Source organism: Corynebacterium sp. 335C (genome assembly GCF_053525695.1).
Genome location: NZ_JASTTB010000001.1, coordinates 307,172 through 330,765, shown reverse-complemented (window position 1 = coordinate 330,765; position 23,594 = coordinate 307,172). Strand labels below are relative to the sequence as shown.

Annotated in this window: 19 protein-coding genes, 1 pseudogene and 1 riboswitch; of the genes and pseudogenes, 8 read left to right on the top strand and 12 right to left on the bottom strand. The window is 73.2% G+C overall.

From position 1 onward, the window contains the following. Positions 1-15: 15 nt before the first annotated feature. Positions 16-459, top strand: coding sequence for a transcriptional regulator NrdR (nrdR, locus tag QQS41_RS01450; protein ID WP_448850924.1), 444 nt, complete (start codon positions 16-18; stop codon positions 457-459). Positions 460-520: 61 nt separating this feature from the next. Here the strand turns inward: nrdR and hrpA are convergent, their stop codons facing one another. The 6 genes from hrpA to thiO all read right to left on the bottom strand — a co-directional run bounded on the left by hrpA (position 521) and on the right by thiO (position 9,161). Continuing rightward, positions 521-4,627 (bottom strand): ATP-dependent RNA helicase HrpA, encoded by a 4,107-nt coding sequence (gene hrpA, locus QQS41_RS01445; RefSeq protein ID WP_448850923.1) that lies wholly within the window; start codon positions 4,625-4,627, stop codon positions 521-523. Positions 4,628-4,760: 133 nt separating this feature from the next. After that, positions 4,761-5,543 carry a pyrroline-5-carboxylate reductase gene (proC, locus tag QQS41_RS01440; RefSeq protein WP_448850922.1) on the bottom strand — a complete coding sequence of 261 codons (783 nt, stop codon included), beginning with the start codon at positions 5,541-5,543 and terminating at the stop codon, positions 4,761-4,763. Positions 5,544-5,734: 191 nt separating this feature from the next. Then, the gene (locus tag QQS41_RS01435; protein WP_448850921.1) at positions 5,735-6,928 is read right to left on the bottom strand and encodes a ThiF family adenylyltransferase; all 1,194 of its coding nucleotides are present in this window, start codon (positions 6,926-6,928) and stop codon (positions 5,735-5,737) included. Beyond that, the gene (locus QQS41_RS01430; RefSeq protein WP_448850920.1) at positions 6,925-7,749 is read right to left on the bottom strand and encodes a thiazole synthase; all 825 of its coding nucleotides are present in this window, start codon (positions 7,747-7,749) and stop codon (positions 6,925-6,927) included. Before QQS41_RS01430 ends, QQS41_RS01435 begins: the two co-directional genes overlap by 4 nt. Before the next feature lie 3 nt (positions 7,750-7,752). Next, positions 7,753-7,992 (bottom strand): sulfur carrier protein ThiS, encoded by a 240-nt coding sequence (gene thiS, locus QQS41_RS01425; protein ID WP_448850919.1) that lies wholly within the window; start codon positions 7,990-7,992, stop codon positions 7,753-7,755. Next, positions 7,989-9,161, bottom strand: coding sequence for a glycine oxidase ThiO (gene thiO / locus QQS41_RS01420; RefSeq protein ID WP_448850918.1), 1,173 nt, complete (start codon positions 9,159-9,161; stop codon positions 7,989-7,991). The genes thiS and thiO overlap by 4 nt, the downstream gene beginning before the upstream one ends. Next, positions 9,154-9,259: riboswitch (TPP riboswitch) on the bottom strand. It overlaps the preceding gene by 8 nt. 20 nt (positions 9,260-9,279) lie before the next feature. On the opposite strand from thiO, the gene thiE reads away from it, so the two are divergent. The 5 genes and pseudogenes from thiE to QQS41_RS01395 all read left to right on the top strand — a co-directional run bounded on the left by thiE (position 9,280) and on the right by QQS41_RS01395 (position 13,942). Next, on the top strand, positions 9,280-9,975 hold the full coding sequence (gene thiE / locus QQS41_RS01415; RefSeq protein ID WP_448850917.1) for a thiamine phosphate synthase: 696 nt from the start codon (positions 9,280-9,282) through the stop codon (positions 9,973-9,975). Positions 9,976-10,058: 83 nt separating this feature from the next. Next, positions 10,059-10,685: pseudogene (locus tag QQS41_RS01410) on the top strand (neutral/alkaline non-lysosomal ceramidase N-terminal domain-containing protein); the annotation flags it as partial. A gap of 94 nt (positions 10,686-10,779) precedes the next feature. Next, the gene (locus QQS41_RS01405) at positions 10,780-11,226 is read left to right on the top strand and encodes a neutral/alkaline non-lysosomal ceramidase C-terminal domain-containing protein (RefSeq protein ID WP_448851931.1); all 447 of its coding nucleotides are present in this window, start codon (positions 10,780-10,782) and stop codon (positions 11,224-11,226) included. A gap of 75 nt (positions 11,227-11,301) precedes the next feature. Further along, complete coding sequence (locus tag QQS41_RS01400; protein WP_448850916.1) at positions 11,302-12,348, top strand: hypothetical protein; 1,047 nt, start codon at positions 11,302-11,304, stop codon at positions 12,346-12,348. A 214-nt stretch (positions 12,349-12,562) separates the two neighbouring features. Further along, entirely contained in the window at positions 12,563-13,942 is a 1,380-nt protein-coding gene (locus QQS41_RS01395) for a Na+/H+ antiporter family protein (RefSeq protein WP_448850915.1), read from the top strand. A gap of 251 nt (positions 13,943-14,193) precedes the next feature. Here the strand turns inward: QQS41_RS01395 and QQS41_RS01390 are convergent, their stop codons facing one another. After that, the gene (locus tag QQS41_RS01390) at positions 14,194-14,718 is read right to left on the bottom strand and encodes a carboxymuconolactone decarboxylase family protein (RefSeq protein ID WP_448850914.1); all 525 of its coding nucleotides are present in this window, start codon (positions 14,716-14,718) and stop codon (positions 14,194-14,196) included. Between the two features lie 2 nt (positions 14,719-14,720). Continuing rightward, on the bottom strand, positions 14,721-15,317 hold the full coding sequence (locus QQS41_RS01385) for a peroxiredoxin (protein ID WP_448850913.1): 597 nt from the start codon (positions 15,315-15,317) through the stop codon (positions 14,721-14,723). A 164-nt stretch (positions 15,318-15,481) separates the two neighbouring features. On the opposite strand from QQS41_RS01385, the gene QQS41_RS01380 reads away from it, so the two are divergent. Next, positions 15,482-16,456 (top strand): hydrogen peroxide-inducible genes activator, encoded by a 975-nt coding sequence (locus tag QQS41_RS01380; protein ID WP_448850912.1) that lies wholly within the window; start codon positions 15,482-15,484, stop codon positions 16,454-16,456. A gap of 136 nt (positions 16,457-16,592) precedes the next feature. On the opposite strand, the gene QQS41_RS01375 is transcribed toward QQS41_RS01380, so the two are convergent. Both QQS41_RS01375 and QQS41_RS01370 read right to left on the bottom strand, forming a co-directional pair. Continuing rightward, positions 16,593-19,082 (bottom strand): DEAD/DEAH box helicase, encoded by a 2,490-nt coding sequence (locus QQS41_RS01375; protein ID WP_448851930.1) that lies wholly within the window; start codon positions 19,080-19,082, stop codon positions 16,593-16,595. A 77-nt stretch (positions 19,083-19,159) separates the two neighbouring features. Then, positions 19,160-20,494 carry a PAC2 family protein gene (locus tag QQS41_RS01370; protein ID WP_448850911.1) on the bottom strand — a complete coding sequence of 445 codons (1,335 nt, stop codon included), beginning with the start codon at positions 20,492-20,494 and terminating at the stop codon, positions 19,160-19,162. A gap of 256 nt (positions 20,495-20,750) precedes the next feature. On the opposite strand from QQS41_RS01370, the gene QQS41_RS01365 reads away from it, so the two are divergent. Next, positions 20,751-21,824, top strand: coding sequence for a DUF4192 domain-containing protein (locus QQS41_RS01365; RefSeq protein ID WP_448850910.1), 1,074 nt, complete (start codon positions 20,751-20,753; stop codon positions 21,822-21,824). 54 nt (positions 21,825-21,878) lie between these two features. Here QQS41_RS01365 and galE read toward each other — a convergent pair whose 3' ends face one another. Then, complete coding sequence (galE, locus tag QQS41_RS01360) at positions 21,879-22,862, bottom strand: UDP-glucose 4-epimerase GalE (RefSeq protein ID WP_448850909.1); 984 nt, start codon at positions 22,860-22,862, stop codon at positions 21,879-21,881. Then, positions 22,859-23,542: an iron dependent repressor, metal binding and dimerization domain protein gene (locus tag QQS41_RS01355; RefSeq protein ID WP_448850908.1), complete on the bottom strand. Its 684-nt coding sequence runs from the start codon at positions 23,540-23,542 to the stop codon at positions 22,859-22,861. The genes galE and QQS41_RS01355 overlap by 4 nt, the downstream gene beginning before the upstream one ends. Positions 23,543-23,594: the final 52 nt, after the last annotated feature.

Genomic DNA, 23,594 nt, shown 5'->3' with positions numbered 1-23,594 from the left:
GGTAGTCTCGGTTCCGTGCACTGCCCCTTCTGCCACCACGACCGGACGCGGGTCGTCGACTCGCGTCTGGTCGACGGCGGCACCACCGTGCGCCGCCGTCGCGAATGCGAGGACTGCGAGCGCCGCTTCACCACGCTCGAGCGCTCCGTCCTCATGGTCGTCAAGCGCGGCGGCGTCGTGGAGGAGTTCTCGCGCGACAAGGTCGTCCGCGGCGTCCGCCGCGCCTGCCAGGGCCGCGACCTGCCCGAGGCGAAGCTCAAGCAGCTCGCCCAGCAGGTGGAGGAGACTCTGCGCGCCAAGGGCACCCCGCGGGTCGACTCGAACGACGTCGGCCTCGCCATCCTCGACCCGCTGCGGGAACTCGACGAGGTCGGCTACCTCCGCTTCGCGTCCGTCTACAAGTCCTTCGAATCCGCCGACGACTTCCAGCGGGAAATCGACCTCCTGCGCCGCGACTGACGTCCGCCGCGGCCGGCCCCGGCGCCGAGCGCCCGGGCCGGCCGCACGTCGGGGCGGCGCATCAGCGCAGCTTCGCGATCTCCTTGCGGATGCGCTGCGGGGACACCGAGCCCGCCGTGCCCAGCCGCTGGGCGAACAGGCTCACCCGCAGCTCCTGGATCCGCCAGCCGATGTCGCGCACCGCCGCCGACTTCCGCCGGCCCTCCGGCAGCTGCTCCAGCCGCGTCTCCAGGGCCTCCGCCACCTCGGCGACCTCGTCCTCCAGATCCGCGTCCCGGTCCGGATCCCGCGCCATGTCCGCCAGCCGGATCTCCATCGCCTCCAGGTAGCGCGGCAGATGCCGCAGATGCGCCCACCCGTGCCGGGCGACCGCGCCCTTCGGCAGCATGAACTCCAGCTGGCCGCGCATGTCGTCGATCGCGGGGCCCTCCCACTCGCCGAGCTTCGCCGCCACCGCGTGGTACTTCGGCAGCGCCTGGGCCAGGCCCACGACCAGCTGGCGCACGCCGGCCGACACGCCCGGCGACACCGCCGCGCGCAGCTTCTCGTAGTCCGCGGGGTCGCGCACCGGGCCGCCGTGGCCCATCATCGCGTCGCGCACCACCGTCACCCGGCAGTCCTCGACCAGGCCCTCGGCTCCACCGTGCGGCCACGCGTCGACGGCCACCCGCTGCTGCAGCGGCAGGCCCTTCAGCATCGACTTGGCGTTCACCGCGCAGTCGCGCAGCAGCATCGTCAGCGTCGCGGTGATCATCGCCGCGTCGGCCTGTGCCTTCGTCGGCAGCACCTTGACGGTGACGCCGCCCTTCTCCGCCACCAGGGCGGGGTAGGCGGTCACCGTCTGGCCGTCGACGGTGTTGTCGACGGTCTCCGGGACGGCGCCGAGGTTGTCGGCCGTCCACTTCTTCACGACCTCGTTCGACGACGACGCCGCGGCCTTCGACACCGCCGACGTCACCTGCCCGGCCCGCCGCTTCTGCAGCGCCGCGAGGTCCCGGTCCCGGTCGATGACCCTGCCGCGGCGGTCGACCGCGGCGAAGTTGAACCGCAGGTGCTCCGGCAGCTTCGCGACGTCGAAGTCCGACGCCGAGATGGCGGACCCGCCGAGTGAGCGCAGGGCGTCGGCAAGCTCCTCCGTGACGGGACGGGAGTACGGCGTCATCCGATCCAGCGCCCGGCGGGCGAAGTCCGGCGCCGGCACGACGGTGCGGCGCAGCGGCTTCGGCAGCGTGCGGATGAGCGCCTCCGCCAGCTCCGCGCGCAGGCCCGGCACGAGCCAGTCGAAGCCGTGGGACTCCACGCCCGCCAGCAGCGGCACGGGGATGCGCAGGGTGACGCCGTCGTCGGGGGAGCCCGGCTCGAAGACGTACTCCAGCTGGAATTCCAGCCCGCCCTGGCGCCACAGATCGGGGAAGTCGGCGCCCGTCACCGCGTCCGCGTCGGGATCGAGCAGGGCGTCCGGGTCGAAATCGAGCAGGTGCTCGTCGTCACGCGACGCCTTCTTCCACCAGCGATCGAAGTGCGCGGCGGTGACCACCTCGTGCGGCACGCGCGCGTCGTAGAACGCGTGCAGCGTGTCGTCGTCGACGACGATGCCGCGGCGGCGCGCCTTCTCCTCGACCGCCGCCGCGTCCTCCAGCAGCGCCCGGTTGTGCGCGAAGAAGCGGTGGTGGGTGGTCCAGTCGCCCTCGACCAGCGCGTGGCGCAGGAACATGTCGCGCGCCGCCTCCGGGTCGACCCGGTGGTAGGGCACGAGCCGGTCGACGACGACGGGCACTCCGTACAGCGTCGACTTCTGGTGCGCCATCGCCGCGCCGCGCTTCGACGACCAGTGCGGCTCGGAGTACTGGTGCTTGAGCAGGTGCGCGGCGGCGCGCTCCACCCACTGGGGCTCGATGCGGCCGACGTCGCGGGCGAACAGCCGGGACGTCTCGACGATCTCGGCGGCCATCACCCACCGCGGCCGCTTCTTCGACAGCGACGACGACGGGTGGACCAGGAAGCGGGTGTTGCGGGTGCCCGTGAACTCCTTGCCCTCGCCCTCGCGGACGCCGATCTGGGACAGCAGGCCGGCCAGCAGCGACTGGTGGATCGCCGCCGGCGACGGGTCGTTGGTGTCGGCCGACCAGTTCCAGCCCATCTGGCCCGCGACCTGGTTGAGCTGGCGCACGAGGTCCTGCCATTCGCGCACGCGCAGGTAGTGCAGGAACTCCCGCTGGCACAGCTTGCGGAACTGGTTGCCGGACAGCTCCCGGCGCTTGGTGCGCAGGTAGTCCCACAGCTTGAGGTGGGAGGCGAAGTCGCCGGACTCGTCCTTGAACCGGGCGTGGGCCTGGTCAGCCTGGGCCTGCTTCTCCAGCGGCCGCTCGCGGACGTCCTGCAGGCTCAGCGCGGCGACGATGACGGTCACCTCGTGGAGGGCGCCGTTGCGGTGCGCCTCGACGAGCATGCGCGCGAAGCGCGGGTCGACGGGCAGCTTCGCCAGCTCGCGGCCGACGGGGGTCAGGTCCGGCGGGGCGGACGGGTCCTTCCGCGGCTCCAGGGCGCCGAGCTCGTCGAGCAGCTGGACGCCGTCGCGGACGGCCTTGTGCTCCGGCGGCTCGACGAAGGGGAAGTCCGCGACGTGGCCCAGGCGCAGCGCGGCCATCTGCAGGATGACGCTGGCGAGGTTGGTGCGCAGGATCTCCGGGTCGGTGAACTCGGGGCGGGAGAGGAAGTCCTCCTCCGCGTAGAGGCGGATGGCGATGCCGTCGGCGACGCGGCCGCAGCGGCCGGAGCGCTGATTCGCCGACGCCTGCGAGATCGGCTCGACGGGCAGCCGCTGCACCTTCGTTCGCGTGGAGTAGCGGCTGATGCGGGCGGTGCCGGTGTCGACGACGTAGCGGATGCCGGGCACGGTCAGCGACGTCTCGGCGATGTTGGTGGCCAGCACGATGCGCCGCTGCGAATGCGGGCCGAAGACGCGGTGCTGCTCGGCGTTGGACAGCCGGCCGAACAGGGGGAGGACCTCGACGCCGCGCCAGTTGCGGCCCTCGATGGCCTCCGCCGTCTCGCGGATGTCGCGCTCGCCGGAGAAGAACACGAGGATGTCGCCGTCGCCCTCGCGCATGAGCTCCTCGCACGCCGCGATGACGCCGTCGATCTGGTCGACGTCGACCTGCCGCACCTCGCCGCGCTTGTCGACGGTCTCCTCCACCAGCGGCCGGTACCGGATCTCGACGGGGTAGGTGCGCCCGGAGACCTCGATGACGGGGGCGGGCTCGCCGTCCTCGCCGGCGAAGTGCCGGGCGAAGCGCTCCGGGTCGATGGTCGCCGAGGTGATGACGACCTTGAGGTCGGGGCGCTTCGGCAGCAGCCGCTTGAGGTAGCCGAGCAGGAAGTCGATGTTGAGGGACCGCTCGTGCGCCTCGTCGATGATGATGGCGTCGTAGTCCAGCAGCAGCCGGTCGCGCTGGATCTCCGCCAGCAGGATGCCGTCGGTCATGAGCTTGACCGCCGTCGGCTCGGAGACGCGGTCGTCGAAGCGGATGGCGTAGCCGACGTGGTCGCCGATGCGCTCGCCGAGCTCCTCCGCGATGCGCTCGGCGACGGAGCGGGCGGCGATGCGGCGGGGCTGGGTGTGGCCGATGCGGCCGCGGATGCCGTAGCCGAGCTCGAGGAGGATCTTCGGGATCTGGGTGGTCTTGCCGGAGCCGGTCTCGCCGGCGATGACGGTGACCTGGTTGTCCCGGATGGCCTCCGCGATGTCGTCGCGCCGCCCGGAGACCGGCAGCTGCGCCGGAAACGTGATGTCCGGCAGGTTCTCCCGCCGCTCCTCGAGGCGCAGGCGCGCGAGCTCGATGTCCTCGCCGATGGCGTGGACGGCGTTCGGCGCCGACGCCCGCTTCAGGCGCTTGCGGAAGGTGCGGGCCTCCGCGAGGCGGACGCCGTCCAGCGCGTCGTACAGGGGGCGCTTGTCGACGCGCGGCGCGCGGCCGCGGTCGCCGCCGCGCCGCGGGTTCCGGTCGCCGCCGCCGTTCGCGCGGTCGCCGCCGCGGCCGCCGCCCCCGCGGGCGCCGCCGTTCCGGTTGCCGCGGCCGTCGCCGCCGCGGCCCCGGGAGCCGCGTCGGCCGCCGCGTCCCCGGTCGTCGGGGCGGGCGTCGTCATGGTGGGTGTTCTGCTCAGACATGGTCGCGTCACAGGGTAGCCGGTCCGCGCCGCGGCGCCGCGGGCGGCGGGGAACCGCGCGGGTCCGGTCGTCACGCACCGCGGCGGCTGCGCCCGCGGCCCCCCCGGGGAGACGCGACCGCCCGGGCCCCGCGCTACCCGTTGATGATGCGGTCGAGGGAGCGGATGATGCCGGCGCGCACGCCGTACTCGTCCAGGCCCGTCACGCCGCGGATGGTCGTGCCGCCGGGGGAGCAGACCTCGTCCTTCAGCTGCGCGGGGATCTTGCCGGACTCGAGCATGAGCGTCGCGCTGCCGAGGAAGGTGCGGGCGACGACGTCGTAGGCGTCCTCGCGGCGGACGCCGTTCTTCACGGCGGCGTCGGCGAAGGCCTCCATCAGCACGGGCACCAGGCCCGGGCCGCAGCCGGAGACGACCGACAGCATGCCGGAGTCGCCCTCCTCCAGGTGGATGATGCGGCCGCAGGACTCCAGCAGCCGGGTGAGCTCGTCGAGGTGCTCGCCCTCGACCGTGTGGCCGGCCTCCACGGGGAAGATGCCGTGGCCGACGGCGACCGGGGTGTTGGGCAGGAACGCCATCGCCCGGGCGGTGTCCGGCAGCATGTCCGCCAGCTCCGCGACGGGCAGCCCGGCGGCGACGGAGACGACCGTCGTGTCCGCCAGGTCCTCGCCGAGGTCGGCGACGATGCCCGGGATCTGCTTCGGCTTGGCGCACAGGAAGACGATGTCGCTGCGCCGCGCCAGGTCGGCGTTGGACTCCGCGGGGGTGCAGCCCAGGTCGGCGCAGCGGGCCTCGAGCTTCGCGCGGTCGCGGCCGGAGGCCAGCACGTCGCCGCCGGTCACCTCCCCGCCGCGCAGCAGGCCCGTGATGATGGCGCCGCCCATGTTGCCGGCGCCGATGAATCCGACCGTGGTCATGTTCGCGTGATCCTTCCCGTCGTCGTGGTCGTCCGGCCGCCGGGGGTCTCCCGGCGGCGCACCCCACGACGGTACGTGGCTCGCGGGATCATGCAAGGTCGCGCGTGTCGCGGGGTCCGCGGTGGTGCTGTGCGACGGTGCCCGCCGCGGCCGCCCGGGCGCCCGGCGCACGGGGGCCGGGGCGGGCCCGGTCAGGCCCCCGCGCCGGGCCCGGCGGCCCAGGCGAGGTGGCCGCCGGCGAGGCTGCGGACGGCCAGCGGCCCGCCGGGCGCGTCCGCGGCGCCGAGGGCCGCGGCGGCGCGCGCCGAGCGCATCCCGGAGCGGCAGTAGACGACGACGCCGCGGCCGCCGGCGTCCGCAGGCTTCCCGGCCGCGTCGTCGATGGCGGCGCGCCCGCCGTCCAGCACCCGGCCGAGGGGGACGTGGACGTCGCCGGCGACGTGGCCGCCGCCCCGCTCGTGGGCCTCGCGGACGTCGACGACCAGCGGGGGAGACCCGCCCGCGAGCTCGGCGGCCAGTGCGGCGGCGCCGACGGTCGCGGCGGCGGCCCGGTCGGCGTCCTCCGCGGCGTCGAGGCGGCAGCGGTCCCCGAAGGACGCGGCGGCGTCGTCCAGCGAGGTCACCGGCGCGCGGTCGGGGTCGGGCCCGAAGCTCAGCTCCCGCAGGCGCATGGCGGCGGCGTCGAGCATGAGCAGGCGGCCGACGGCGGGCTCGCCGCACCCGGTGAGGACCTTCACGGCCTCCACCACCATCATCGAGCCGACCAGGCCCGCCATCGCGCCGAGCACGCCCCCGGCCGCGCACGACGGCACGGAGTCCGCCGGCGGGATGTCCGGGTAGAGGTCGCGCAGCATCGGGCCCTCGCCCGGCCAGAACACCGACACCTGGCCGGAGAACTGGTGGATGGTGCCCCACACCAGGGGCGTGCCGGTCAGCTCCGCGGCGTCGTTGGACAGGTAGCGGGTGGCGAAGTTGTCGGCGCCGTCGACGACGATGTCGTGGGCGGCGAACAGCTCCACGGCGTTGTCCGGCGTCAGCTCGCCGATGATCGCGTCGACGGAGGCTGACGGGTCCAGCCGCAGCACCGACTCCCGCGCCGACTCCGCCTTCGGGCGACCGACCGCGGCGTCGGCGTGGATGACCTGGCGCTGCAGGTTCGACTCCTCGACGACGTCGCCGTCGAGGATGGTGAGGTGGCCCGCGCCGGCGGCCGCGAGGTACGGGATCGTCGCCGACCCCAGCCCGCCGGCGCCGACGACGAGGACGCGGGCGCCGCGCAGCCTGCGCTGGCCCTCCGCCCCGATGCCGTCGAGCGTGAGGTGGCGGGCGTAGCGGGCGGACTCCGCGTCGGTCAGCGGCGCGCCGGGCGCGGCGGCGGGCCTCACAGGGACTCGTCCTCCCGGCTGCCGCCGACGGCCATGCCGTCGAACGTGGAGGAGGCGCGGGCCAGGCGGCGCCGGGGGATGCGGCCGGCGAGGCGGGCGGTGCGGCCCGCGGTCACGCCGTCGCGCATGGCGCGGGCCATCGCCTCCGGGTCGTGGGCGCGGGTGACGGCGGAGGCCAGCAGCACCGCGTCGCAGCCGAGCTCCATCGCCAGCGCCGCCTCGGAGGCGGTGCCGATGCCGGCGTCGAGGATGATGGGCACCTCCGCCCGGTCGACGATGAGCTCGATGTTGTGGGGGTTGAGGATGCCGAGGCCGGTGCCGATCGGAGAGCCCGCCGGCATCACCGCGGCGCAGCCGAGGTCCTCCAGGCGCTTGGCCAGCGCCGGGTCGTCGTTGGTGTACGCCAGGACGTGGAAGCCACGGCCGACGAGCTGGTCGGCGGCGTCGACGAGTTCAACGGGGTCGGGCAGCAGCGTCTCCTCGTCGGCGATGACCTCCAGCTTCACCAGGTCGGTCTCCAGGGCCTCGCGCGCCAGCTCCGCGGTGAGCACGGCGTCGCGGGCGGTGTAGCAGCCGGCGGTGTTCGGCAGCGCGGCGATGCCGTGGCGCTCCAGGATGCCGAAGACGTTCTGCCGGCCGTCGGGGGAGTGGCGGCGCATCGCCACCGTCGTCAGCTCCGTGCCGGATGCCAGCAGCGCCCGCTCCAGCGTGTCCAGCGACGTCGCGCCGCCGGTGCCCATGATGAGCCGGGAACCGAACTCCCGGTCCGCGATGACGAGCGGATCGGCGGCCGCGCCGGGCGCGTCGGTGGTGTCGTTCATGTCCTAGCCTCCCTGGACTGCGGTGACGATGTCGATGACGCCGGCGACGGGCGTGTCCGCCCACCGGCCGCGGGGGACGACGGCGCCGTCGACGGCGACGGCGACGCCGAGGCGTCCGCCGCCGGCCGGGGTGCCGTCGGGGTTGAGCTCCGCGCCGACGCGGGCGGCGACGAGCTCCAGCAGCGTCTCGCCCTCGGCGGGTCGGTGGGGTTCGCCGTTGACGACGGCGGGGGTGTCGGTCATGCGGTGTCCTTCCGGGAGAAGCGCCGCGGGTCCACCGCGGCGGCGAAGCGGGGGTCGGGGTCGAGGCCGCAGACGGCGTCGGCCGTGAGGTCGGCGCCGACCGCGGTGAGCAGGATGCCGTGGCGGAAGTAGCCCGCCGAGACGGTCAGGCCCGGCGCGACGCGGCCGATCATCGGCACGTCGTCCGGGGAGCCCGGCCGGGCCCGGGCGATGAGCTCCGTGATCTCGCACTCGAGGATCGCGGGCACGAGGCGGGAGGCGTCGCGCAGCAGCTGGTGGACGCCGTCGGCGGAGACGCCCGCCAGGTCGTCTTCCCGGCTGGTGGCGCCGAGCACGACGGTGCCGTCGGCGCGCGGCACGACGTACACCGGCCGGCCCTGCACCACGCCGCGGATGACGCGGGTGGTCAGGGGCCGCAGGCGCTCCGGGACGCGGAGCCTGACGACGTCGCCGTGCACCGGGCGCACCGGAAGCCGCAGGCCCTCCGGCAGCCCGGCGATGCCGCCGACGCCGATGCCGGCGGCGACGACCGTCTCCTCCGCCCCCAGCACCCGCCCGTCGTCGAGGACGACGCCGCCGGCGCGGCCGCCGTCGTCACGCACCGCGGCGACCCGGGCGCGCACCACGCGCTCCCCGAGCACCGCGAGCATCGCGGCGGCCAGCCTCCGCGGATCGACCTGGTGGTCGCCCGGGATGCGCACGGCGCCGACGACGCCGGGGCCCAGCGCCGGCTCCAGCGTCCGGGCCTCGCGCACCCCGATGACCTCGGCGTCCATGCCGATGGAGCGCTGCAGCTGCGCCAGCTCCGTCAGCGCCGCCCGGTCCGCCGAATCCCCGGCGAGCACCAGCGTGCCGCACTCCAGGAACCCGGCGTCCATGCCGGAGGCCTCCGCGATCCGCGCCGCGAACGCGGGGTAGCGCGCCGCCGACTCCACCATCAGCGGGTAGAGCCCGGGCTGGTCCCACACGACCTCCGCGACCGGGGCGAGCATGCCCGCGGCCGCCCGCGTCGCACCGGAGGCCGGCTCCGGATCCGCGACGACGACGTCGACGCCGCGGCGCAGTAGCTCGCAGGCCGTCGCCAGCCCGATGACGCCCCCTCCCGCGATGACGGCCGAGGCGGGCACACGGCCCTCCCCGGCGGCGGCCGGGTGATCGGTCCCGTTCAACGGCGCACCTTCCTTCGTCGGCATGATCCGAATCAGGTTCGACGGTCGGCCGGCTCCCGGCCCTCTCAGCCCCGTGCGGGGCTCCCGTGGTTCCTCGTCCGGTCCTAGCATAGGCTCCATGACCGGACGGACCCGCGAGCAGCGCCGCCGCATGCTCGCCGACGCGACCCTGTACCTGTGCACCGACGCCCGCGCCGACCGCGGCGACCTGCGCGAGTTCCTCCACGCCGCCTACGCCGGCGGCGTCGACGTCATCCAGCTGCGCGACAAGAAGCTGGAGGCGCGCGCCGAAATCGCCGCGCTGGAGGTCCTCGCCGAGGTCGCCGCCGAGCACGGCCGGCTCTTCGCCGCCAACGACCGCGCCGACGTCGCGAAGCTCGTCGGGGCGGACGTCTTCCACGTCGGCCAGGGGGACCTGACGACGGAGCAGGCCCGCGCCATCCTCGGCGACGACGTGCTCATCGGCCGCTCCAACCAGACCGAGGCGATGTTCCGGGAGTCCATGGCCGACCCCGGCCTGGACTACGCCGTCATCGGCCCCGTGTGGGCGACGCCCACGAAGCCGGACCGGGCGCCCGTCGGGCTGGAGGCCGTGTCGATGGCGGCCCGCGTCGCCGCGGAACAGGAGGCGGGGGAGCCCGGGGGGACGGCGAGGCCGTGGTTCTGCATCGGCGGCGTCGACGCGGCCCGGGTCCCCGACGTCCGGGAGGCGGGCGCGTCGCGCGTCGTGGTCGTGCGGGCCATCGCCGCAGCCGGCGACCCGGAGGCCGCGGCCCGGGGGCTGAAGGCGGCGCTGGCGCAGCCGGGCGCGTAGGGGGCCGTTCCCGCGAGGGCCGGTCCCCGCCGGTCCCGCGGACGCCAGCTGTCCCCGCCGCCCCGTTCGTCGCGGCGTTCGCCATGTCGGCGCCGGGCGACGTCAGCCCGAACCACGGCCTGACCCCGAACTCCGGCCCGGGCGCCGACGAGTACGACTCGGCGCGCATCCTCGGCGGTCAGCGCGACGGCGTGAAGTCCGGCTCGGCGGTGCCGCTGCCCGGCGGCGGCATCGACGGCCGCCACCAGTGGGTCGACTTCGCCAACGTGCAGGTCGACGGCCGCTGGACGCCGGACGGCGCCGCGGGCACGACGGGCCCGGCCATCCTCGGCGCCGCGTTCGCCGCGTCCAGCCAGGAGGACGGCGGCGGCGACCCGGCGCTCGGATTCAACGAGGGCGAGCGCGGCGGCACCCCGTGGATCAACAAGGTCAACCAGGTCGTCGTCCCGCCGTCGGCGAAGGCCATCCACGGCAACAAGGATCTGCTCATCCCCGCCGGCTACATCCCGGGCATGATCCAGCAGACGTTCCTGTTCCAGGTCCACCGCGTCGGCGGCTTCCACATCGTCTCCCTGTCGTTCGAGCCGACGGTCGTCGCCGCCGATCGCATCCGACGCGCCGTCGCGGCGGAGGCCGGCGTCGATCCGGCGCTGGTGCAGGTGCAGGGCTACGTCAACGGCTACGGCCACTACCTGACCACGCCGGAGGAGTACGACCAGCAGGACTACGAGGGCGGCGCCACCGCCTTCGGACGCCTGGCCACCCCGGCGGCGACCCAGATCCTCGCCGGGCTGGCGGGGGGCGCTGGCCTCCGGCGCGCCGGTGGAGGCGGGCGCCGCGGCCGGCGACCTGACGGGCAAGATCCCTCCGTCCCCGGTCGGCAACCCGTTCATCGACGCGCCCCCGGCGGGCGCGGCCTTCGGCGAGGTGCTGCAGTCCCCGGGCGCCCCGGTCGCGGCGGGCGAGTCCGTCTCGGTGACGTTCGCGGCGGCGAACCCGAACTCGGACCTGCGCCACGACGCCGGGTTCATCACGATCGTCGGGCCCGACGGAGCGGTCGTCGCCGACGACTCGCACGTGGACACCCGCCTGGAGTTCGTGAAGGACGGAATGTCGACGTCCGCGACCGTCACCTGGGACACCTCCTCGGCGGCGCCCGGCGTCTACGCCGTCACCTACGCCGGCTCCTCCCGCGGCGGGGGCGGCCGCCTGACGCCGTTCGAGGGCCGCGCCGAGATCACCGTCGCCTAGCCTGCGCGGGAACGAAAATCGCAGGGGTGTCACGATTCCGCGCGGCACCCCGCGATGCCTGGTACTACATGTGACATGAGCGACAACGGATACCCGGGCAACCCGGGCAACGACAACGGCGGGTACGACCCGTACGGCCAGGACCCGAACGCCGCGAACCCGTACGGCGCCCAGGGCGGGCAGGCCCCGCAGGGCGGCTACGGCGCGCAGAACGCGGGCTACGAGGGCCAGCAGGGCGGCTACGGCGCGCAGAACGCGGGCTACGAGGGCCAGCAGGGCGGCTACGGCGCGCAGAACGCGGCCTACGGCGCCCCGGGCGCCCAGCACGGCCCGCCCGGCGAGGGCGTCCGCCAGCGCGGCGGCGACGAGGCCCCCGAGGTTCCGGTGGCCACCTACGCCCCCGGCGCCCGCATCGGCGACGCGTTCAACTTCGGCTTCAAGGCCTTCGGCCGCGCGGCGGTGCCGTGGATCGGCTTCACGATCCTGCTGTTCGTCGTCTTCATGATCATCGGCCTGGTGTTCGGCCTCCTCGGCGCATTCCAGCTCGCCGCCACCTCCGGCCCGGGCAGCGTCTCCTACGAGGCGAACGCGCTGCAGGAGCCCACCCCGATGACCTTCATCATGAACATCGTCATGACGATCCTGGTGGGCTTCGCCACCGCGCTCGCGTGGCGCGGCGCCCTGGAGCAGGTCGACGGCCGCAGCCTGCAGTTCGGCGACTTCTTCCGCATCGACAACTGGGGCCCGATCGCCCTCGGCGCCCTGCTCTCCGGCGTCATCGGCTTCGTCCTGCAGCTGCCGAGCCTGCTGTTCCCGCCGTTCGTCTCCATCTTTACGTTCCTGCTGGCCATCCTCATCGGCCCGTTCTACGGCTACCTGCTGGCGTTCATCGTCGACCGCCGCCTGAACCCGATCGACGCGCTGAAGGCCAACGTGGAGGCCGCGAAGGCCAACTACGCGGGCATCCTGGTCATGACCATCATCGTCGCCGTCGTGTGCTTCGCCGGCGCCATCCTGTGCCTGGTCGGCCTGCTGGTCGCCCTGCCGGCGGCGGTGCTCATGACCGCCCACCTGTACCGCCAGGTCACCGCTGGCCGCCGCCCGATCGACGCGGTCGCCTAGCGTCCCCGGCATCCGCCCCGCGGGCCCGTCCCGCAACCGAACCCCGGTCCCGCCGCGCATCACGCGCGGCGGGGCCGTCCGCATGTCCCGCCCGCGTGTCCGCCGGCGCGTCGGTCCCGCATCCCGCGAACGGGGGAGCGGCCGCGGGGCCGGGGCCCGCGTCGCCGGGGGTGGCGGGGGAGGCGGACCCTGAGGTACTGCTTAAATAATCCGCATGAATGCCGTGCTACTCGCCGTCCTGGTGATGCTCATCCTCGCGGTCGTGAGGGTCCACGTTGTCCTTGCCCTGTTCATCGGCGCCCTCGTCGGCGGCCTCGTCGCGGGCCTCGGGCTTGACGGGACGATGGTCGCCTTCCAGGAGGGCCTGTCCGGCGGCGCGAAGATCGCGCTGAGCTACGCGCTGCTCGGCGCGTTCGCCATGGCGGTGGCCTCCACCGGCCTGCCGAAGATGCTGGCCGACTGGATGGTGGAGAAGATCGGCGTCGAGGGCGACAGCGCGAAGAGGAAGGCGGAGGCCGCGACGCGCTGGGGCCTCATCGTCGGCATCCTCGCGATGGCGATCATGAGCCAGAACGTCATCCCGGTCCACATCGCCTTCATCCCGCTCATCGTCCCGCCGCTGCTGCGCGTGATGAACCGCCTGCGCCTCGACCGCCGCCTCGTCGCCTGCGTGCTGACCTTCGGCCTGGTCACGACCTACATGTGGGTCCCGGTCGGCTTCGGCAACATCTTCCTCAACGACATCCTCATGCACAACATCGAGGTCGCGGGCCTCGACGTCACCGGCATCAACGTCATGGTAGCCATGGGCATCCCGGCGCTCGGCATGCTCGCGGGTCTGCTCGTCGCCGTGTTCGTCAGCTACCGCGGCCGCCGCGAGTACGGCGCGGTCACCGTCTCGGGCGCCATCTCCGGCGGCGGGGACATGGACGCGGTGCAGGACGACGAGCGCCCGTCGACGTACCGCGTCGTCGTCGCCGTCATCGCCATCATCGCGACGTTCGCGGTGCAGGTGTGGATGCAGGCCGCGGGCTACGAGGCCGACTCGCTCCTCGTTGGCGCCCTGACCGGCCTCGCCATCTTCATGCTCACCGGCGCGGTCCGCTGGCGGCAGGCCGACGACGTGTTCACCGCCGGCATGAAGATGATGGCGCTCATCGGCTTCATCATGATCTCCGCCCAGGGCTTCGCCTCCGTCATGCAGGCCACCGAGCAGGTCACCCCGCTGGTCGACGCGACCGCCGCGCTGTTCAGCGGCAACCGGGCGGCCGCCGCGTTCGCCATGCTCGTCGTCGGACTCATCGTCACCATGGGCATCGGCTCGTCCTTCTCGACGCTGCCCATTATCACGACCATCTACGTGCCGCTGTGCCTGTCCCTGGGCTTCTCGCCGCTGGCGACGGTCGCCATGATCGGCACCGCCGGCGCGCTCGGCGACGCGGGCTCCCCGGCCTCCGACTCGACGCTCGGCCCGACGGCCGGCCTCAACGCCGACGGCCAGCACGACCACATCCGGGACACCGTCATCCCGACGTTCCTGCACTTCAACCTCCCGCTGCTCGCGGCCGGCTGGGTCGCCGCGATGGTCCTCTAGCACCACGGCCCCGGGACGCGGTCCCGGCATGACGACGGCCGCCGCCCGCCCCGCGACCGGGGAGGGCGGCGGCGTCTCCGCGATCGGGGGAGGAGGGCGGTGGCAGCGGCCGGCGGGACGCGCGCCGCGCGGGGCGCCGTCGTCACGCGCCACCCGCGCACGCGGAAGGGCCCGCCGCTCCCGGGGGAACGGCGGGCCCTTCTCAGGCATGCTGCCCGTCGTGGACGGGCCGCGTCATGCGGGGAGCCGGCTTAGCGGGCGTCCTCGATCATGACGACCTGGGCGACGGCCTGGATGACGGAGGCGATCTTGACGGCCTCCCAGACCTGCTCCTTGGTCAGGCCACCCTCGCGGACGACCTTGTCGTGGGCCAGCGTGCAGTGCTCGCAGCCGTTGACGGTGGAGACGGCCATCTGCCACAGCTCGAAGTCGACCTTGTCGACCGGCGGCTTGGAGATGATGTTCATGCGCAGGCCGAACTTGACCTGGGCGTAGTCGGAGCCGAGCCAGCCCTTGGCGCGGTAGGCGACGTTGTTCATCGCCATGACCGTGGCGGCGCCCAGCGCGCCCTCGAACGCCTCGTCGGAGAGGTGCTCCTTCGCCTCGTCGGCGATCTCGGAGAACACGGTCTCGTTGCGGGAGGCGGCCGCGGCGGCGACCATGGTGCCCCACAGCTGCTGCTCGGAGAGCTCCGTGGAACGGGTCAGCGTGCCCAGGTTGAGCTTCTGATCCTTGGCGTACTCGGGGAGGTTGCTCTTCAGGTTGTCGATCGACATGTTTACTTCAGGGACTCCTGGACGACGGACATCTTGTCGATGTTCTTGGTCGGGTCGTTGTCCTGCCAGTTGCAGGCGCAGACCTCCTCGGACTGCAGCGCGTCGAGGACGCGGAGGACCTCGTCGGTGTTGCGGCCCACGGCGTCCGGGGTGACGGACACGAACTGGATGACGTTGTCCGGGTCGACGATGAAGGTCGCGCGGTCCGCGACGCCGTCGGCGTTCTCGACGCCCAGGGCACGGATGAGGTCATGGCGCACGTCGGCGAACATCGGGAACGGGACGTCCTTCAGCTCCGGGTGGACGGCGCGCCAGTTGAAGTGGGCGTACTCGTTGTCGGTGGAGCCGCCGAGAACCTGGGTGTCGCGATCCTCGAACTCCTCGTTCAGCTTGCCGAACGCGGCGATCTCGGTCGGGCAGACGAAGGTGAAGTCCTTCGGGTAGAAGAAGACGACCTTCCACTTGCCCTCGTACTTGTCCAGGGACACCTGCTCGAAGTAGTCGTCCGGGGACTGGGCGTTGGCCTCGTGCAGGTCGCCGCCCTTGAGGGCGGTGAGGTCGAACTCGGGGAACTGGTCACCAACGGTGAGCAGAGCCATGGGAATTCCTCCTAAGAATCGCTCTGGGTTCTGTTCGTGCCGGGTCCGGTGCGGGTGCCGCGTGAGGCGGGCGGACACCGTGTCCAGCATCACGGCCAAGTATGCACGCGTTCCCCGGGGGCGTCAAGAGGAAACGACGAATTATGTCGTGTAGGGTGATAGGCATGAATAATCGAGAGTACCGACCGACCCTCCCGCAGCTCCGGGCGTTCGTCGCGATCGCGGACACGGGCCACTTCGGCCAGGCCGCTCGGCGTCTCGGGATCTCCCAGCCCTCCCTCTCCCAGGCCCTCGCCACCCTCGAGCAGGGGCTCGACGTCCAGCTCGTCGAGCGCTCCACCCGGCGCGTGCTGGTCACCCCGATAGGCAGGGGGCTGCTGCCCCTGGCGCGCCAGGTCGCCGAGATCGCCGACGACATCGTCGCCCGCGCCTCCGGCCGCACCGGCGACCTCGCCGGCCCGCTGTCCATCGGCTTCATCCCGACCGTCGCGCCGTACGTGCTGCCGAACTTCCTGCGCCTCGTCCGCGACGAGCTGCCGGAGCTGGAGCCCCGCATCCACGAGGAGCCGACGGAGCACCTCGTCGAGGCGCTGCGCTCCGGCGCCATCGACGTCGCCATCATGGCGCTGCCCTCCGGCGTCTCCATGTTCACGGAGGAGCGCCTCTACGACGAGGAGTTCGAGCTGGTCGTCCCCGAGGACAGCGAGCTCGCCGGCCGCGAGGACGTGCCGCTGGAGGTCCTCGGCGAGCTCGAGCTGCTCCTGCTCGACGACGGCCACTGCATGCGCGACCAGGTCCTCGACCTCTGCCGCCGCGTCGACGCCATCCGCAGCGACGACTCCGGCATGGAGACCCGCGCCGCCTCCCTGTCGACCGTCGTCCAGTGCGTCGCCGGCGGCCTCGGCGAGACGCTCATCCCGGAGTCCGCGCTGCGCGTCGAGGCGTCCCGCCCCGGCCTCGCGACCGCCCGCTTCGCCGGCCCGGTCCGCCCGGGCCGCACCATCGGCATGGTCTACCGCGCCTCGTCGGTGCGCGCCGACGAGTTCACCCGCATCGGCGACATGGCCCGCCGCGCCTGGGAGCAGGCCGTCGGCCACTCCGCGGAGGAGTCCGCCATCGCCGGCACCGCCTCCGCGTAGCGCGCACGCCCCGCCGCGCGCGTGCGCGTGACGACGGGATCCCGCACCGCCCCGGGCCGCCCGCCCGGGGCGTCGGCATGCGCGGCGGGGGACCCGTCGTCACGTATGACGGGGGAGCGCGCCCACCCGGGCGCGCCTACCCGGAGACGACGCGCAGCGACCGCAGGCGCACCTCGCCGGCGTCGTCGGAGGCTGCGAGGTCCACCTCGGCCTCCAGCCGCCAGCCGTGGTCGCCCTCCGGGTCGTCGATGGTCTGCGAGACGAGCCAGACGCCGTCGGCCGTCGCGGACTCGTCGACGCGGAACAGCTCCGGGCCGCGGGCGTCGGGGCCGATGCCGACGTCGTCGTACTCGTCGAAGTAGTCGTCCATCGCGGCCGGCCAGTCCGGCGCGTCCTCCAGGTACCCGTCCAGCTCCGCCAGCTGCTCCTCCTTCTCGAAGGCGAACAGCTGCACGTGCCGGAACATGAGGTTGCGCACCATGCGCGTGAAGGCGCGGCGGTTGCCGGTCAGCGGGCGGGAGCCGTCGTCGCCGAACGCCGCCTCCTTCAGCGTCGCCTCGTCCAGCGCGGCATCCGGGTCGGCCATCCGCGCCCATTCGTCGACCAGCGAGTTGTCGACCTGCTGGATCAGCTCGCCCAGCCACGCGACGACGTCGTCCAGCTCCTCCGTCGACGCCTCCGGCGGCAGCGTGTGCTTCAGCGTCCGCCACGCGTCCGTGAGGTAACGCAGCAGCACGCCCTCCGCGCGGGCGACGCCGTACTCCGCGACGACGTCGCTGAACGTCATCGCCTTCTCCACCATCTCGCGCACCACGGACTTCGGGGACAGCTCGAACTCGCCGACCCACGGATGCCCCTGCGAGTAGGTGCGGAACGCCGCCTCCAGCTCCTCCTCGAGGGGCTTCGGGTACGTCACGTCCTCGATGAGCGCCATCCGCTCCGTGTACTCCACGCCCTCGGCCTTCAGCGCCGCGATCTCCTCGCCGCGCGCCGCCCGCTCCTGCGCCCGCAGGATGGGGCGCGGGTCGTCGAGGATCGCCTCGAAGACGCTGACGACGTCCATCGCGTACGTCTCCGACTCCCGGTCCAGCAGCTCCAGGGCCGCCAGGGCGAACGGGGCCAGCGGCTGGTCCAGCGCGAAATCGCGCTGCAGCTCGATCATCAGCCGCGGCTGCGGGCCGTGCTTCGTCTCCGCCAGGCCGATGATGCCGGCGTTGAGCAGGCCCCGGTACAGCTCGATGGCCGTGAGGATGTCCTCGTTCTGCCGGTGCCGCGTGTCGTGGTTGCCGCGGAGCAGCCCCCGCATGTGGGCGAAGGTGTCGCCGCCGCGGCCGATGACGTTGAGGATCATCGAGTTCGACACCCGGAACCGGCTGGTCAGCTGCTCCGGCGGCTGATCGACGAGCTTGTCGAAGGTCGTCTCCGACCACGTCACCTCGCCCTTCGGCGCCGTCTTCTTCCGCAGCTTCCGCAGCTTCGCCTCGTCCTGGCCCGCGCGCCGGCGCAGCTTCGCGTTCTCGATCTCGTGCTCCGGCGCCTGCACGACGACGGCGCCCTCCGTGTCGTAGCCCGCACGCCCCGCGCGACCGGCGATCTGGTGGAACTCGCGGGACTTGACGACGCGCCGACGCTGGCCGTCGAACTTCACCAGCCCGGTCATGAGCACCGTGCGGATGGGCACGTTGATGCCGACGCCAAGGGTGTCGGTGCCGCAGATGACCTTCAGCAGGCCCGTCTGGCTGAGCCGCTCGACCAGGCGCCGGTACTTCGGCAGCATGCCGGCGTGGTGGACGCCGATGCCGCGGCGCAGCAGCTTCGACAGCACGCGGCCGAAGGACGTCGTGAAGCGGAAGTCGCCGATCTCGGCCCGGACCCGCTCCTTCTCCTCGTCCGTCAGCAGCTTCAGGCCCGTGAGCGACTGGGCGCGCTCCGCCGCCTCGCGTTGCGAGAAATGCACGACGTAGATGGGAGCCTTGCCGTCCTTCAGCAGGTCGCCCAGCGTGTCGTGGACGGGGGTGTAAACGTAGTGGAAGTCGAGGGGGACCGGCCGCTCGCTGCCGGTGACCAGCTCCACGTCGCGGCCCGTGCGCTCCTTCAGGTCGCGCTCGAACATCGACGTGTCGCCCAGCGTCGCCGACATCAGCAGGAACTGCGCGCGGTGCAGCTCCAGCAGCGGCACCTGCCACGCCCAGCCGCGGTCGGGCTCCGCGTAGAAGTGGAACTCGTCCATCACCACCTGGTCGATGTCCGCCTCGTTGCCCTCCCGCAGCGCGATGTTCGCGACGATCTCCGCGGTCGCGCAGATGATGGGCGCGTTGCGGTTCACCGTCGCGTCGCCGGTCATCATGCCGACGTTCTCCGCCCCGAACACCTCGCACAGGGCGAAGAACTTCTCGCTCACCAGCGCCTTGATGGGCGCGGTGTAGAAGCTCCTCTTCCGCTGCGCCATCGCGGCGAAATGCGCAGCGATGGCGACCATCGACTTCCCGGAGCCCGTCGGCGTCGCCAGGATGACGTGGTCGCCGGCGGCCAGCGCCAGCGACGCCTCCTCCTGCGCCGGATACAGCGTGATGCCGCGCGAGGCGGTCCACGACGTGAACGAGTCGATGACGGCGTCGGCCATCATCGACTCGGGGACCTCCGAGAGGTCGGGGAGCAGCTGGGCGAGGGTCTGGTCGGACACGCCCGCCAGCCTACCGGGGCCTAGAAGCGGAACCAGGGGCGGCGCCGCCCGCGCCGGCCGCGGCGGTGGTCGCCGTCGGAGCCGTCGCCGTCCGCGTGACCGGCGGCGCCGTCGTCCCCGTGGCCGGAGCCGGCGGAGCCGTGGGAGGGGCCGTCCGGGGTCCCGTCGGCCGCGCTGGTCGCGTGACCGCCGGCGGCCGGGGCGTCGCCGGCGTCGTCCGCGCGGTCGCCGTCGGGGGAGGAGTCCTCCGCGTCGTCCGCGCCGTCCTCCCGCGCCGCACCGGCGTCGCCGGAGGCGGAGGCATCGGAACCGGAGCGGTCATCGTCGTCACGCTCATCCGCGGGGGACGCGTCCTGCCCGTCGCCCACCGGGGCGTCGGGCCACTCGCCGCGCGGGGTGCGCGGGGACTCCTCCGGCGCATCCAGCTGGTTGGACAGGAAGCGCTCGAACTCCGCGCCCAGCTCATCGGCCGACGGGATGCGCCCGTTCTCGCCGATGAGGGGGCTCGACTCCAGCGTGGAACGGCGATGCTCCTCCTCGTCGTGCTGGTGCTCCAGCATGCGGACGATCTGGGCGACCTCGCCGGACTCCGCGACCTGTTCCGCCAGCATCGCCGCGAGGCGATCGCTGTCCTGCTGCAGCGCGCGCAGCGGCAGGTTCAGATCGCCGACCTCCTGCACCGCCTCCAGCAGGCGCAGCACCGCCAGCGGGTATTCCGACTGCGCGATGTAATGCGGCACCTGCGCCGTGAAACCGCTGGTGGAGCGGCCGCGGCGGTTCAGCTCCAGCTCGATGCGCAGGCTCGCCGCGCCCGGGACCGTCACCTTGTGGCCCCACGTGCGATGGCGCTGCAGCACCGACCGGTCGTTGCCGTGCGCGATGACCGTCAGCGGGCGCGTGTGCGGCACCGTCATCGGCGCCGAGTACAGGCTCACCGTGCGGCGCACGTCGAAGCGCTCCGCCAGATCCGCCACCGCGTCCGAGAACGCCTCCCACCGGAAATCCGGCTCCGGGCCCGACAGCAGCAGGAACATCTTCCCGTCGTCGTCCCGCAGCACCTGCAGCGACAGATCGAGCTCCTTCATCTCCGCGATCTCGTCGCGCACCATCGTCACCGGGGGACGGCGCGAGCGGTAGTCCACCAGCTCGTCGTTGTGGAAGGACACGACCGTGCGGTGGTCCAGCGCATCCAGCAGATGCTGGGCGGACCCGCCCACGGCGTGGCCGGCGTCGGCGTAGCCCTGCAGCGCGACGACGAGCGTCAACCCGTCGTCCGCCGGGCGCACCTCGGGCGCGGGGAACTCCATCTCGTACATGCGGTCCCCGTCACCTCCGCGGTTGACGTCCTCTGCCATAGTCCCGGCCCTCCTCTCGTCCGACGCGCCCTGGCCGTTCCAGGTGGTGTCCCACCAACCTACCGGGCCGAAGTGACATCGTGGTCATTCCTCCCCCGTCAACGGCCGCCGCGTCCCACGTATTCCCGGCGGCGCATGGGGAGGGGGCGGGGCGGCGCGCCCGGAAGTTGTCCACCGGCCGGAAACCGTCCACGAACGGGCTTTCGCGGACGCGGCGGCGGCCCCGCGGCGTCGGGCGGGCGGCGATGCTGCGGGCATGCGAGACGACACGCGCACCATCGACGGCCCCGCCGGCCCCGCCCCGACCCTCACCAACGTCCCCGGACTGCTCGGCCACCACGTCGCCGAGCACCTCATCCTGCTGCAGCGCCACCGCGGCGCCCCGCTGCCCGGCCCGATGCTCATGAAGGACATCGACGACGACCTGGACGTCGTCGCCCTGCTCTCCCGCACCGCCGAACTGCTCGACCCGCGTGACGGCGTCGTCCTCGACGTCCTCGTCGTCTCCCGAGGCTGGCCGGAGGCGTTCCCCGCGCCGCACGAGGTCGAGGAGGCGCTCGCGCCGCGCATCGACCTCGGCGCCTACTCCGGCGTCCCCGCCATCGCCGCCGGGGCACCGGTCACCGACCGCGACGGAACGCCCCGCGGACTCGTCGACGACCCGGCGCTCAGCCCCGCCGCCGGCATCCTCGCCGACGCGGGGGAGGCCATCTGCGAGGACGCCGGGGCCCTCGTCGCCCGCTTCGCACCCGAATCCGACGGGGAGCGGCGTGCGGCGGCCGCGGAGGCGCAGGACCTCGCCGAACGCGACGTCGCGAGGCTCGCCGCCCGGCACTGCGCCATCGGCGAGGCCGGGGCGGCCCGGCGCCTGCTGTCCTGGTACGACGAATGGGACGCGCTGCTGCGCGACCTCCGCGACCGCGGCGCCGGCGTCGACGAGGTGCTGTCCGGCGTGCCGACGCTGCGGGTGCTCGCCCGAGGGCTGGTGAACCTCACCGTCCGGGACCTCACCATCGACGTCATCGCCTCCGCGGACGCCCCGCTGGCGCGCCTGCTGTGGCTCGAATGCGCACGGCTGTTCACCGGCCGCGCCCGCGCCAACGCCCTGGCCTGCTACGCCCTCGACCGCTGGCATCACGGCTGCCAGGGCATCGCCGAGCATGCCCTCGCCGCCGCGCGCGACGCCGACCCGGGGCACACCCTCACCGGGCTGATGGACCGGGCCATCGCCGCCGGCCGCGGCGACGAGGCGGCGGCGACGATGATCACCGCCTCCTCCCGCCTGCACGCCGCGATGGGGGAGGCCGCGTACGGCGACGGCGCCCCGTGACGATCACGGGGCACCGTCGTCATGTCCCGCGGCGGCGATGCCGCGAGGTGGGCGTCAGCGGTGCGCCGAATGCGCCCGGTCGCCCAGGTTGGAGGTGAACTCCCACGCGTCGGCGACGATGGTGCGCAGCTCCGTCAGCTTCGGCTCCCAGCCGAGCTCCCGGATCGCCTTCTCGGAGGAGGCGATGAGGGTCGCCGGGTCGCCGGCGCGGCGCGGGGCGGACTCCGCCGGAATGGGGTGGCCCGTCACCTCGCGGCACGCCTCGATGACCTGGCGGACGGAGTAGCCGTCGCCGGAGCCGAGGTTGAAGATGCGGTGGACGCCGCCCTCGTTGGACTGGAGCGCCAGCAGATGGGCGTCGGCCAGGTCCTTGACGTGGATGTAGTCGCGGACGGCGGTGCCGTCGGCCGTCGGCCAGTCCTCGCCGAAGACGTAGATGCGGTCCCGGTGGCCCAGGGCCACCTGCAGGATGAGGGGGATGATGTGCGTCTCGACGACGCGGTTCTCGCCGAAGCCGTTCCACGCGCCGGCGACGTTGAAGTACCGCAGGCTCGTCGCGCCCAGGCCGTAGGCGCGGGCGTAGGAGGTGATGGCGTAGTCGATGGCCAGCTTCGTCGCGCCGTACGGGTTCGTCGGCGCCGTCGGCATGTCCTCCGTGATCGGCACCTGCTCCGGCTCGCCGTAGGTGGCGGCGGTGGAGGAGAACACGAGGTTGCCCGTGCCCGTCTCCCGCATCGCGTCCAGCAGCGCCAGCGTCGTGCCGACGTTGCCGTGCCAGTACGCCGCCGGATCCTCCACGGACTCGCCGACGAGGGACTTCGCCGCGAAGTGCAGGACGCCGTCGAAGTCGCCGGAGGACAGCACGTCCCCGGCGGCCTCCGCCACGTCGCCCTCGATGAACTCCGCGGCCGGGTGCACGCCGTCGCGATTGCCGGTGGTCAGGTTGTCGAGGATCGTGACCTCGTGGCCCGACTCGGTCAGGACCGCAGCGGTGACGCCGCCGACGTAGCCGGCGCCGCCGGTGACCAGGAGCTTCACTTCGGCACCACCATCACGGCGTGGGCGAGCTCGTCCGGCAGATCCAGCGAGTGGTCGCCGCGGGACAGGGTGACGCGGCCGGAGTGGACCTCCACCTGCGCCTCCGCGTCCGGCTTGATGCCGGCGGTCTTCAGCCGCTTCATGTACGTCGGCTCCACCTGCAGGATCTCGTTGATCTGGATGATGCGGACCTCGTACGGGCCGCCCTCGTCCAGATCCGTCAGACGCAGCGCCGCCGCCGGCAGCGGCTTCGGGCCCTTCACGCCCAGCTCGTCCAGGCCCGGGATCGGGTTGCCGAACGGCGACAGCGTGTGCTCCTCCAGCAGATCCACCAGGCGCAGCTCCACGTCGTCGCTCATGACGTGCTCCCAGCGGCAGGCCTCGTCGTGGACCTTGTCCCACTCCAGGCCGAGGACGTCGACCAGCAGGCGCTCCGCCAGGCGGTGCTTGCGCATCACCGACGTCGCGCGGCGGCGGCCCTCCTCCGACAGCTTCAGGCTGCGATCCGGGGCGACGGAGACGAGGCCGTCGCGCTCCATGCGGGCGACGGTCTGGCTGACGGTCGGCCCCGACTGCTCGAGCCGCTCCGCGATGCGGGCGCGGAGGGGGACGATGCCCTCCTCCTCGAGCTCGAAGATGGTTCGCAGGTACATCTCCGTGGTGTCAACCAGGTCCCTCACGTGGTTCCTTTCGGCCGGGGGTTCTCAGGTGGATGGCGGATCCGAGCCGTGG